An 11,821-nucleotide genomic window follows, 5' to 3' on the forward strand; every position below is an offset into this window, starting at 1 on the left:
CACCCTAACGCCGCGCCCGGCACGGTCCCGGGGGGAGGCCGTGCCGGTACGGAGAGGGGGAACCCGCACCGGCACGACGCTCCGTTCGCGTTCGACGGGGCACCACCGAACACCCCGTCAGCCCATCACGTCGGTCTTTCACACGTCAACGAGATCCCGGTCGCTCCACCCGCCCGGACCCGTCCGGTCACTGCTCGCCGAGGGTCACCTGGACCGTCCGGTCCTGCAGCTGCAGCTCGACCGAGGCCCCGGGCGGCTGGGAGCGGACCGCGGCCTGCAGGTCCGTCCCGGTGGAGATCCGCTGGTCGCCGAGGCGCACCACCAGGTCCTGCGGGACCAGGCCCGCCTGCTCTGCCGCGCCGCCCGGCGTCACCGTCTGGATCCGCGCGCCGCCGAGCTGCGGATCGTCGGTGACCTCGACGCCGAGCACGGCGTGCGTGGCCGGGCCGCCGTTGCGCAGCTGGTCGGCGATCCGCCGCGCCTGGTTCATCGGGATCGAGAAGCCGACGCCGATCGAGCCGCCGCCCGGGCCGGCCGTCGCGATCGCCGAGTTGATGCCGACGACCCGGCCCTCCATGTCGACGAGCGGGCCGCCGGAGTTGCCGGGGTTGATCGCGGCGTCGGTCTGGATGGCGTTGAGCACGGTCGACTCGTTGCCCGCCTCACCGCCGACGCTCACCGCGCGGTCCAGCGCGGACACGATGCCGGTGGTCACCGAGCCGCCCAGGCCGAGCGGCGAGCCGATCGCGGTGACCTGCTGGCCGACCCGGACGCCGTCGGAGTTCCCGAGCTCCACCGGCACGAGGCCGGCCGCCTGGATCCGGACCAGCGCCACATCGGACTGCGGGTCCTGACCGACGATCGACCCGACGGCGACCCGGCCGTCCTGCAGGACCGCGCGCAGCGTCCCGCCGGCCGCGGCGGGCTCGACGACGTGGTTGTTGGTGAGGATCAGGCCGTCGTCGCTGATCACCATGCCGGAGCCCTCGCCGCGGCCGCCGTTGTTGCCGGCGCCGCCCTCGACGCGCAGCTGCACCACGCTCGGCAGGACGCGCGCGGCGACCGCCTCGATCGGGGTCATCGGCAGGTCGGACTCGACCTCGGGCACCGGGTCGGCGAGCACCCCGCCGCCGGACGCAGACGAGCGGGAGATGTCCGCGCCGATCGCCCCGCCGATCGCGCCCGCGACGAGGGCGAGGATGAGCCCGCCGACGATCAGCGCGATCGTGCGGCGGGGCCGGCTCGGCGGCGGCTGCGCCACCCCGGTCGGATAGGGGTAGGGCTGCTGGTCTGCCGGGTAGGCCGCCGTGCCGGGATGGGGCGCCGACCCGTAGGGCGCCGGGTACGTCGGGTACCGCTCCCCCGGGTACTCCGGGGGCGGGGCGCCGGGGCGGGCCCACGGGTTGGCCGGGATGTCCCAGCGGTCGGTCGGCGGATCCGCGTCCGCGCCAGTGGTGGCGGTCCGGTCCGGGTCGTGCGGTCCGGGGCCGTGGCCGGGCGGGAGACCGCCGGCAGGATCGTCGGACGCGGCACCGGTCCGGTCCGCAGGCACAGCTCCGGCACGGTCCCCCGGCACGTCACCCGCGCGGTCCACACCCGCGGCACCGGCACGGTCCGCGCCCGCGGCACCCGCACGACCGTCGCCCGCGCCACCCGCACGACCGTCGCCCGCGCCACCCGCACGATCGTCACCCGTGGCAGCCGCGCGGTCCGCACCCAGGGCACCGGCGTGCTCGTCCGGAACAGGATCGGCGCCGTCACCGTCCGGAGCACCCGCGCCGTCACCGGCCCCGGCGTCCGCCCCGGCGTCCGCGGCCCCCTCGGCGCCGGCCCGGTCCCGCGTCCCGTCCTGGCCGGTCGCGCCGGCAGTGCCCGCGGAACCCTCCGGGCCCGACGAGCCGTCCGTCCCGGGGCTCTCGTCGGGCGGGTTCTCCTGGGCCATGCGTCCACCGTCCGTCACGTCGCCTGCACGGCCCGCCACCGGGCCGTCACCCCACCAGGCTATGGGCTGTCGGGTTCCGCCACGTACCGGCCCGGCAGCGCCATCGACAGCAGTGCGCCGCCTTCGGGGGCGCTGCCGGCACGCACCTCCCCGCCGTGCCGGGCCGCGGCCTGCGCCACGATCGAGAGCCCGAGCCCGGATCCGGGCATCGTCCGCGAGGTGTCCGCCCGGTAGAAGCGGTCGAACACGTGCGGCAGGTCCTCGGCGGCGATGCCGTTGCCCTCGTCGGCGACCTCGATCACGATCCACTCGGGGGCGATCGGGACCATCGACAGCCGCACCCGGCCGCCGGGCGGGCTCCACTTCACCGCGTTGTCGAGCAGGTTGAGCACGGCCCGTTCCAGCGCGCTGGCGTCGCCGTCGAGGATCCACCGGGTCAGGTGCACGTCGAACTCGGTCTCCCCGGCCCGGCGCCGCACCCTGGCCAGCGCCCGCTCGACGATCTCGCTCAGCTCCAGAGCCTCGGTGGTCATCGTCGGCGCGTCGTCGCGGGCCAGCTCCACCAGGTCGCCGACCAGGTGGGAGAGCTCCTCGACCTGGGCGCGGACGTCGTCGAGCAACTCCACCCGGTCGTCGGCGGGCAGGTCCGGGGTGTCCGGCCGGTCGGCGGCGGTGAGCAACTCCAGGTTGGTACGCAGCGAGGTCAGCGGGGTGCGCAGCTCGTGTCCGGCGTCGGCGACGAGCCTGCGCTGCTGCTCGCGGGAGGCGGCGAGCGCCCCGAGCATCGCGTTGAACGACTGGGTGAGGCGGGCCAGCTCGTCCGACCCGGCGACCGGGATCGGGCGCAGGTCGCCGGTGTTCGCGACCCGCTCGGTGGCGGCGGTGAGCCGCTGCACCGGCCGCAGCCCGGTCCGCGCGACGGCGACCCCGGCCAGCGCGGCCAGCACCACCCCGCCCAGCCCGACCAGCGGCAGCGCGGTCCCCATCCGGGTCACCACCTTGGTGATGGTGTCCAGCTGCTGGGCGATGACGAGCGCGCGGCCCTCGTCGGCGCGCACGGCGACCACCCGGTACGGGACGCCGTCCAGGAACTCGGTGCGCCCGGGCTGGGTCGGGCCGCCCTGGGCCACGGCCAGCTCCGGCTCCCCGACCGGCGGGATCGACGACTCGTCGGCGGAGGTGTAGACCCCCGAGGAGTAGAGCAGCGCGATGTGCAGGTCGGCGGCGCCGAGGACGGCGGGCGGCAGCGTCGCCAGCAGCTGCGGGTTGATCAGGTCGCTCTGCGCGGCCAGGTAGGCGCGCTGCCGCAGGCTCTCGTCGAGCGAGCTGGTGAGGTTCTGCCGGACGACCAGGAACGCGGCCATTGACACGATCAGCACCATCGCCGCGGCGACCAGCGCGGCCAGGATCCCGATCCGGGCTCGCAGGGTGAACCGCTCGCGCTCGTCGGCGCCGTGCGTCCGGCGCCACCACCGCTCGGCCCGCTCCTCGGTCGGGGTCAGCCGCAGCGACGCGCTGATCTGCGACCGGAGCCCGCTCACGGCGGCGACTCCCGCAGCACGTACCCGACGCCGCGGACGGTGTGGATCAGTCGCGGCTCGCCGTCGGCCTCGGTCTTGCGGCGCAGGTAGCCGACGTACACCTCCAGCGCGTTGCCGCTGGTCGGGAAGTCGTAGCCCCAGACCTGCTCCAGGATCTGGGCGCGGGTCAGCACCCGGCGCGGGTGCGCGAGCAGCAGCTCCAGCAGCGAGAACTCGGTGCGGGTGAGGCTGATCGACCGGCCGCCCCGGGTGACCTCGCGGGTGTCCGGGTCCAGGGACAGGTCGGCGAAGGTCAGCGCGGCGCTCGCCCCGCCGTCGTCGTCCTGCTCGGGGGTCCGCCTGCGCAGCAGCGCGCGCAGCCGTGCCAGCAGCTCCTCCAGCGCAAACGGCTTGGGCAGGTAGTCGTCGGCGCCCGCGTCGAGCCCGGCGACCCGGTCGGACACCGCGTCCCGCGCCGTCAGCACCAGGATCGGCAGTGCGTCACCCGCGCTGCGCAGCCGCCGGCAGACCTCCAGCCCGTCCACCCGCGGCATCATCACGTCGAGGACGAGCGCGTCCGGCCGGTCGGTGAGCATCATGTCCAGCGCGGCCTGACCGTCCTCGGCGAGGGCGACCTGGTAGCCGTTGAAGGCCAGCGACCGGCGCAGCGAGTCCCGGACCGCCTTGTCGTCGTCGACGACCAGAATGCGCATGCCGCCCAGTCTCGCCCAGTCCCCTGAGAGCGGTCTGAGCGGGAGCTGATCGGAGCGGGTGTCTACCCGCCGGTCCTGCGGGTAGTCGTGCGTCATGTCCGACGAGTTCGAGTTCTTCGTCGACCCGATCTGCCCGTTCTGCTGGGTCACCTCGCGCTGGGTGGTGGAGGTCGGCCGGCAGCGCGAGATCGCGGTGAACTGGCGTCCGCTGCCGCTCGCCCTGCTCAACGAGGGCATCTCCTACGAGGAGCGGCTGACGGTCTCCGAGGCCTATCCCGAGTCGCACCGGCGCGGGCTGGAGATGCTGCGGGTGATCACGGCCGCGCAGGCGCAGCACGGCCCCGAGGTGGTCGGCGACCTCTACACCGGGTTCGGCGAGCTGGTGTGGGACACCGAGGCACCGGACGGCGAGGGCTTCAACCCGGTCATGCAGGTGATGGCGCAGCCGCGCGACCTGCGTCCGGTGCTGGAGCGCTACGGGCTGTCCCCCGCGCTCGCCGACGCCGCGAACGACGACGGGCTCGACGCCGGGCTGCGGGAGAACGTCGCCGAGGTCCGCAGGCGCTGCGGCGACGACGTCGGCACCCCGGTGCTGTCGTTCTCCCCGCCGGACGGGCCGGCGCTGTTCGGCCCGGTGATCGACACGGTGCCGTTCGGCGAGGACGCGCTGCGGCTGTGGGACGCGGTGTTCACCCTCGCCACCTGGCCCGGGTTCGCCGAGCTCAAGCGGGGCCTGCGCTCGTTCCCGGACACCCCGCTCACCGCGCGGATCGCCCGCGGCGAGACGACCGTGCGCTGAGGTTCTGCTTCACTGGCGTCCGTGACCGACCCGGGTGAGCTCGGCTTCTCGAACCGGACCGGCCGCCCGCCCGGGCGGCTGATCACGCTCGCCTCCCGGGTGCTGCCCGGCATCCGGCGGGTGCAGGGCCAGATCGAGCCCTACGCCGAGTTCTGGGAGGCGCACAACCGGGCAGCGCTCGGCCGGACCGGTCCGCTGTGGATCGCGCTCGGCGACTCGATGGCGCAGGGCATCGGCGCCACCACGCCGGACGGCGGCTGGGCGGGCCGGCTCGCGCCGGCGCTCGGGGAGCGGTGGCGGCTGGTGAACCTGTCCCAGTACGGCGCCCGGGTCGACGACGTGCTGGACCGCCAGCTCCCGGCCGCCCTGCGGTTGCGCCCGGACCTGCTGGTCTGCCTGATCGGGTCGAACGACCTGATGCAGCCGCGGCACCAGGACGGGATCGGCGACCGGTACGCCCGGCTGCTCGACCGGCTCCCGCGGGGCACGGTGATCGGCAACCAGCCCGGCACGTTCGCGGCGGCACTACAGGTCAACGGCCTGATCGACGACGCGGTGCGGCGCCGCGGGCTGGTGCTCGCCGAGCTGCGGGACCCGCGCACCCGGCACTGGCGCGGCAAGCTCGCCTCCGACCGGTTCCATCCGAACGACCGCGGCTACGCCGCCATCGCCGAGGTCTTCACCGAAGCGCTGCGTCGCGCCGGGTACCGGCCGCGCTGCTCTGGTTAGGTGGTCCGATGGCGACCGAGAAGCTGCCGCGCAAGGTGTACGAGGCGGAGCTGCTGCACCTGCAGGGTGAGCTGCTGAAGATGCAGGAATGGGTCAAGGCGACCGGCGCGCGGATCGTCGTCGTCTTCGAGGGGCGGGACGCGGCCGGGAAGGGCGGCGCCATCCAGCGCGTCAGCCAGTACCTCAACCCGCGGTTCTGCCGGATCGTCGCGCTGCCCGCGCCGACCGAGCGGCAGAAGACCCAGTGGTACTTCCAGCGCTACGTCGAGCACCTGCCCGCGGCCGGCGAGATCGTCCTGCTGGACCGGTCCTGGTACAACCGCGCCGGCGTCGAACGGGTGATGGGGTTCTGCACCGAGGCCGAGTACCGGCTGTTCCTGCGGCAGGCCCCGGTGTTCGAGCAGCTGCTCGTCGACGAGGGCATCCACCTGCGGAAGTACTGGTTCTCGGTGAGCTCCGACGAGCAGGCCCGGCGGTTCGCCGAGCGACTGGGGAACCCGCTGAAGCAGTGGAAGCTCTCGCCGATGGACCTGGAGTCGATGACCCGCTGGGACGACTACTCCAAGGCCCGCGACGACATGCTCGTGCACACCGACACCGAGCACGCACCCTGGTGGATCGTGGAGGCCGAGCAGAAGCGCAACGCGCGGATCAACATGATCCACCACCTGCTGTCGTCGGTGCCGTGGGAGCCGGTGGAGCGCAAGGTGCTGACGCTGCCGGACCGGCCGCCGTCGGGCAACTACGTACGCCCGCCGCGCGAGGTCCAGCGCGACGTCCCGGACCACGCGGCCACCCTGCTGTGAGCGCTGTACTGTTCACCGGCTTCCCGGGGTTCCTCGGGTCGGCCCTGCTCCCCCGGACGCTGCGCCGGGCGCCCGGCGCCCGTGCCGTCGCGCTGGTCCAGGAGCGGTTCGCCGACCAGGCGCGCGCGACCCTGGCCCGGATCGAACGCGACGACCCGGCGGTCGCCGGCCGCACCGATCTCGTCGTCGGTGACATCACCGTGCCCGGTCTCGGCCTGCCCGACGACGAATGGGCCCGGCTGCTCGGCGGGCCGCTGGAGATCTTCCACCTGGCCGCCGTCTACGACCTGTCGGTGCCGGCCGATCTCGCCTGGCGGGTGAACGTCGACGGCACCCGGCACGTGGTGGCGTTCGCGCAGGCGGCGACGGCGCTGCGCCGGTTCCAGTACGTGTCCACCTGCTACGTCTCCGGCCGGTACGACGGCCTGTTCGCCGAGACCGACCTGGAGCTCGGCCAGCCGTTCGCGAACCACTACGACCACACCAAGCACGAGGCCGAACGGGTCGTCGCCCGCGCCCGCGACGCCGGCCTGCCGGTGACCGTGTACCGGCCGTCCATCGTGGTCGGCGACTCGGTCACCGGCGCGACCCAGAAGTTCGACGGGCCGTACTACCTGCTGCAGCTGCTCGCTCGGCAGGGCGCGACGGCGGCCGTGCCGCTGCCCGGCCGGGCCGCGCGCACCGAGTTCAACCTGGTGCCGTCGGACTTCGTGGTGGACGCGATCGCCGCGCTCGCCGGGCACGACGGCGCGCTGAACCGGACCGTCGCGCTCGCCCAGCCGGACCCGCCGACCGTGACCCGGATGTGCGAGGTGTTCGCCGACCGGCTCGGGAAGCGGCTACGCACGGTGCCGATGCCGACCGGGCTCGCCGCGTTCGCGATCGACCGAGTGCCCGGGATGGGCCGGCTGTTCCGGGTGCCGTCGAGCACCCTGGACTACCTGACCCATCCCACCCGCTACGACGTCGCCGCGACCACCGCGCTGCTCGGCGAGGTCGGGGTGCGGTGCCCGGCCTTCGACGACCACGTGGACGCGATGGTCACGTTCTTCCAGCGCAATCCGGGACTGGGCAGCGCCGCGATGGTGTGAGCGACAGCCACCGGATACCGCGCCCGGTCCGTCGTCAGCGCGACCCGGCCGGGACGTCGGCGCCGTAGCGGCGGGCGAGCGCGTGGAACGCGGCCTTCGGCTCCCAGTGCCCGTCGTCGGCGTCCAGCCCGGACTCCCGGGACGGCGGGCGGACGATGCCGAAGCTCGCCATGTCAAGGTCCCGGGTGGGGTCCGGGGACCAGCGACAGTCCCCCTCGATGAACATGCAGAGGAACGCGCCGTCGACGTCCTCGGTCTCGAACACGTCCAGCTGGTACTCGATGTGGTCGGCCTGCACCTGCTCGTCCCGGACGTGGGTGCCCGTGATCCGGCGGTCGTCGAGGTCCCGCCAGTCCATGATGTCGGCGCCCGATCCACCCTTGGCCTGGGCGCCGTCGTAGCTGCAGCAGCCGAACTCGGTGACGAGCACCGGCTTGCCGTGCGACGCGGCGCGGCGCAGGCCCTGCCGGTAGCCGGAGCGGGTCATGACGTCGGTGTAGTGGTTCACCCCGACGACGTCGAACGGGCGCCAGTCGACGGACTCCCAGGTGCCGGCGCCGTAGGTCAGCGGGCCGTCGAAGCGCTCCCCGGCGACGGCGACCATGCGGCGGAGCACCTGGTTGGTCCGCCGGCCCAGGTACGGCGGGAAGATCGCGCTGACGACGGCCAGCCCGACCGTCCGCGCACCCAGGCCGCCCGGCAGGACACCGCGGTGCAGCAGGCTGATCTCGCAGCCGACGTTCAGCCCGACCCGGTCGGGATGCTCCTCCCGGAGCCGCTGGGCGATACCGGCGACCTCGGCGAGGTTGTCGAGCACCCGGGGCACCGGGGCGTCGAACCGGCGGGGTTGCAGCCAGACGTACAGGCCCAGGTCGAGTGCGGCGCGCGCGGCCTCCTCGAGCCGCTGCGGGGACTCCCCGAACAGGCAGACCGCGGTGCAGTGCAGGTCCTCGCGGATCACCCGGAGCTCCTCGCGCACCACGTCCGGACGCCAGCGGGCGCGGGAGTGCTGGCCGGGCAGGTAGCTCGACCCGACGTCGTAGAGGATCCCCTTCTGGTTCAGGCCGGTGCGCGGCCGCGGCGCCGCGTCGCCGGGCTCCGACACCGGCCGGGGGTTCCGGCGGTGCAGCAGCACCGCCACCAGCAGGACGCAGAGCGCGGCGCCGACGCCCAGCGCCAGGTTCCAGGCCGCGGGCGCCCGGGTGAACGCGAACCCGGCGGCGCCGAGGAAGACCGTGCTCACCGTCATCGCCACGCGCAGCCCCAGCACCCCCCACAGGTCTCCGGTGAACTGGCGCAGGTAGCCGAGGAAGACGCCGGTCAGGAAGGCCCCGGTCAGGCCCGCCGCCGACCGGGTGACCAGCCCGGTGCACACGGCGAACAGTGCGGCCTGGGCCGCGATCGTTGACATCGGGGCCAGGTGCCTGCCCAGCACGTGCTGGACGTACCCGCGGAAGACGAGCTCCTCCGGCAGCGCGGCGGCGAGCACGAGCAGCGGGGCGACGGTCAGCGCGGCGACCGCAGCGGAGCCGAGTGCGGCGCGGTCCAGCTCGGCCGACCCGCTCAGCAGCGCCGCCCCCGCGATCAGGGTGATCGCGGCGAACCAGACCAGCGCCGGCGCGGCCACGGCGAACCCTGCCCGCGCGGTCGCCGGCCCCCGGCCGAGGAACCGGGAACCCGCCCACAGCACGATCGCGGCGACGACGACACCGGCGCCGGCGCGTACCGCCAGGCCGGGGACGCCGTCGTCACCACCCGGGAGGTGGCCGGCGAGCACCGCGGCCCCCGCCGCGAGCACGGTGAACGCGGCGAGCACCGCCGCCGTCCCCACCCATGGTCGTTCGCGCATGCGGACCAGCCCTGCCATGACGCCCCCCGATACTCCGTACAGTGTTCGAGTACAGGATAGGCACAGTCCGTGGAACGACGGAAGGATGAGCCCGTGGGGACCGACGGGGACGAGCGCGTCGTGCTGGACCTGCTGTGGAACGGCCTCGGCCGGCCGCAGCGCGGCCCCCGGCACCAGCTCACCGTCGAGCAGCTGGTCGACGCCGCCATGCACGCCGCCGACGAGGAGGGCGTTCGGGCGCTGTCCATGCGCCGGGTCGCCGCCCGCCTCGGCGTCGGCGCGGCGACGCTGTACACCTACGTGCCGCACAGGGCCGCCCTGCTGGCCCTGATGGCGGACACCATGATCGGCCGGATCCCGCTGCCGCACACCCGCCCGGGGAGCTGGCGGGAGCGGACCGAGGCGTGGGCGGCCGAGGAGATGGCCGGGTTCCGGGAGCACCCGTGGCTGGTCGAGATCGACGACAGCCGGTTCGTCGGGCCGCACGCCTTCGCCTGGACGGACTCGGCGATCCGGGTCTTCGACGGCACCGGACTGGACGGCGACGCCGCGCTGACCGTGGTGCAAGCGGTGAGCGGGCACGTCCGGGGGCACGTCCCGCTGGTGATCGCCGAGGACCGCGCGCAGGCGTGGACCGATCCCGACGGGCGGAGCTGGGGCTCGGCGCAGGAGGCGTTCCTGGCCACCCACCGCCCCGAGCCCGGCCGGTTCCCGGGGATCGAGACGCTCCGCGAGCCGCCCACCGCCGTCGACACCTTCGAGGCAGGGCTGGGCTGGCTGCTGGACGGGGTCGAGCTGCGGATCGCACATTCCTTGGAGATCAGGCGAGGCTCGCCTAAGTTCGACATATGATGATCGAGTGCGCGCCACCCGTCTGCACCGCCGCGACCCGCCGGGAGTTCCTCGCGATCCTGGCTGCGACCGGCCTGCTCAGCGGGTGCGCGGGCGACACCACCGGAGCACCCGGCGGCGCCACGTCACGCCGGATCGAACACCCCCTGGGCGTCACCGACGTGCCCGTGGCCCCGGCCAGGGTCGTCGCGATCGACCGCCGGGGCACCCTGCCGCACCTGCTCGCACTCGGCATCGAGCCGGTCGGGGCACTGACCCACGAGAGCATCATCGGCTCGCAGTTCCCGGGCGTCGTCGCCGACCTGGCCCGGGACGTCACCGTGCTGCCCACCGCCGGAAGCTCCGACGAGGTGCGACTGGAGGCGGTGGCGGCGCTCCAGCCGGACCTGCTCCTCGGCTGGACCGACGGGATCGCCGACCAGTACGACGCGCTGTCCCGGATCGCGCCGACCGTGGCCGTCGACATCGACGTCCACGACGCCGAACCGAGCCTTCGCGCGATCGCCGCGGCCGTCGGCCGGGACCAGCGGGCCGACACGATCATCGGCGAGTTCGACGCCCTGCGCGCGCAGCGCATCGCCGCCCTCGGCGAGATCGGCACGGTCTCGGCCGTCCTCGGCGTCGGCGACCAGATCCGGGTCTACCGTCCGCAGGCGTCGTCGGTCACCCGGTGGCTGCAGGATGCCGGCGGCCGGATCGTCCCGGACACGACCGGGCTCGCCGGAGAGCCCTACCGCGACCTGTTCGTCACCGTCGGGCCGGAGCTCCTCGGCGAGGTGAACGGCGACACCCTGATCGTCATGGCCAACTCCGGCGCCGACGGCGAGGCCGCACTGAACGCCCTGAGCGGGAACCCGTTGTGGTCCGGCCTCCCGGCCGTCCGGGCGGGACGGGTCATCCGGCTGAACTCACAAGAGTCCGTCGGCTACTTCGGCTATCAGGGCTATGCGACCGTCCTGGACTCGCTCGCCGGGCAGTGGGCGGCGCTGGCGCCCTGATCGCCCGGGGGGCGAAGGGGGGCGGGTAGGCTCACCGCAGGCCCTCGTAGCTCAGGGGATAGAGCACCGCTCTCCTAAAGCGGGTGTCGCAGGTTCGAATCCTGCCGGGGGCACTACACCGTGACCAGCGGAAACGCTGTTCGCGATCGCGAACGACTTCCCGCCGTGGAACGATCCGTGGAACGAAACCCGCCTACCCGCGCTACCCGCCCGAGCAGCGTGCCCGGGCCGTGAAGATGGTGCTCGACCACCTCGACGAGTACCGGTCGGTCGACGCGGCGTGTCAAGCGATCGGGCCGAAGGTCGGCGTGGGGGTCGAGTCGCTGCGCCAGTGGACGGTGCAGGCGCAAGTCGATGCCCAGCAGGTGCCTGGGCCGAGCACGGTCGAGCGGCAGCGGATCAAGGACCTGGAGCGTGAGGTCCGGGATCTGAGCTTGAGCTTTAACCTGTGCGCCGGTGGTGTCTGGTGTCGGTGCTGGTCGTGCGGCGTGTCGTCGGGACATGGCGCGGCCACCGCTTGAT

11 protein-coding genes and 1 tRNA gene are annotated in these 11,821 nt (G+C 74.0%); 8 read left to right on the forward strand and 4 right to left on the reverse strand.

The genetic code is table 11. From position 1 onward, the window contains the following. Nucleotides 1–187: 187 nt before the first annotated feature. The 3 genes from ABZ881_RS10580 to ABZ881_RS10590 are packed head-to-tail and all read right to left on the reverse strand — an operon-like array spanning nt 188 to nt 4,175. Nucleotides 188–1,942, reverse strand: a complete 1,755-nt coding sequence (locus ABZ881_RS10580; protein WP_358483548.1) for a trypsin-like peptidase domain-containing protein — start codon at nt 1,940–1,942, stop codon at nt 188–190. Between the two features lie 59 nt (nt 1,943–2,001). Continuing rightward, the gene (locus ABZ881_RS10585) at nt 2,002–3,483 is read right to left on the reverse strand and encodes a HAMP domain-containing sensor histidine kinase (RefSeq protein WP_344018069.1); all 1,482 of its coding nucleotides are present in this window, start codon (nt 3,481–3,483) and stop codon (nt 2,002–2,004) included. Further along, nucleotides 3,480–4,175 carry a response regulator transcription factor gene (locus ABZ881_RS10590; RefSeq protein WP_344018070.1) on the reverse strand — a complete coding sequence of 232 codons (696 nt, stop codon included), beginning with the start codon at nt 4,173–4,175 and terminating at the stop codon, nt 3,480–3,482. The genes ABZ881_RS10585 and ABZ881_RS10590 overlap by 4 nt, the downstream gene beginning before the upstream one ends. 94 nt (nt 4,176–4,269) lie before the next feature. Between ABZ881_RS10590 and ABZ881_RS10595 the strand changes: the two genes are divergently transcribed. Genes ABZ881_RS10595 through ABZ881_RS10610 form a run of 4 tightly spaced genes read left to right on the forward strand, consistent with a single transcriptional unit; the run spans nt 4,270 to nt 7,600 of the window. Continuing rightward, nucleotides 4,270–4,974, forward strand: a complete 705-nt coding sequence (locus tag ABZ881_RS10595; RefSeq protein WP_358483550.1) for a hypothetical protein — start codon at nt 4,270–4,272, stop codon at nt 4,972–4,974. 21 nt (nt 4,975–4,995) lie between these two features. After that, the gene (locus ABZ881_RS10600) at nt 4,996–5,703 is read left to right on the forward strand and encodes an SGNH/GDSL hydrolase family protein (protein WP_358483552.1); all 708 of its coding nucleotides are present in this window, start codon (nt 4,996–4,998) and stop codon (nt 5,701–5,703) included. Nucleotides 5,704–5,711: 8 nt separating this feature from the next. Continuing rightward, entirely contained in the window at nt 5,712–6,509 is a 798-nt protein-coding gene (ppk2, locus tag ABZ881_RS10605; RefSeq protein WP_344018074.1) for a polyphosphate kinase 2, read from the forward strand. Continuing rightward, complete coding sequence (locus ABZ881_RS10610; RefSeq protein WP_358483554.1) at nt 6,506–7,600, forward strand: SDR family oxidoreductase; 1,095 nt, start codon at nt 6,506–6,508, stop codon at nt 7,598–7,600. The genes ppk2 and ABZ881_RS10610 overlap by 4 nt, the downstream gene beginning before the upstream one ends. 34 nt (nt 7,601–7,634) lie before the next feature. Here the strand turns inward: ABZ881_RS10610 and ABZ881_RS10615 are convergent, their stop codons facing one another. Further along, a complete protein-coding gene (locus ABZ881_RS10615) occupies nt 7,635–9,467 on the reverse strand; it encodes a CPBP family glutamic-type intramembrane protease (protein WP_358483556.1) in 1,833 nt (610 codons plus the stop codon). A gap of 75 nt (nt 9,468–9,542) precedes the next feature. Here ABZ881_RS10615 and ABZ881_RS10620 point away from each other — a divergent pair, with 75 nt between their 5' ends. The 4 genes from ABZ881_RS10620 to ABZ881_RS10635 all read left to right on the forward strand — a co-directional run bounded on the left by ABZ881_RS10620 (nt 9,543) and on the right by ABZ881_RS10635 (nt 11,820). Then, the gene (locus ABZ881_RS10620; RefSeq protein WP_358483558.1) at nt 9,543–10,301 is read left to right on the forward strand and encodes a TetR/AcrR family transcriptional regulator C-terminal domain-containing protein; all 759 of its coding nucleotides are present in this window, start codon (nt 9,543–9,545) and stop codon (nt 10,299–10,301) included. Continuing rightward, nucleotides 10,298–11,299 (forward strand): ABC transporter substrate-binding protein, encoded by a 1,002-nt coding sequence (locus tag ABZ881_RS10625; protein WP_358483561.1) that lies wholly within the window; start codon nt 10,298–10,300, stop codon nt 11,297–11,299. Before ABZ881_RS10620 ends, ABZ881_RS10625 begins: the two co-directional genes overlap by 4 nt. 40 nt (nt 11,300–11,339) lie before the next feature. Further along, nucleotides 11,340–11,412, forward strand: a tRNA-Arg gene (locus ABZ881_RS10630). Then, entirely contained in the window at nt 11,383–11,820 is a 438-nt protein-coding gene (locus tag ABZ881_RS10635; protein WP_358483563.1) for a transposase, read from the forward strand. Before ABZ881_RS10630 ends, ABZ881_RS10635 begins: the two co-directional genes overlap by 30 nt. Nucleotide 11,821 lies beyond the last annotated feature (1 nt).

This window comes from Pseudonocardia sp. NPDC046786, from assembly GCF_040645415.1.
In the GTDB taxonomy this organism is placed as follows: Bacteria; Actinomycetota; Actinomycetes; order Mycobacteriales; family Pseudonocardiaceae; genus Pseudonocardia; species Pseudonocardia kongjuensis.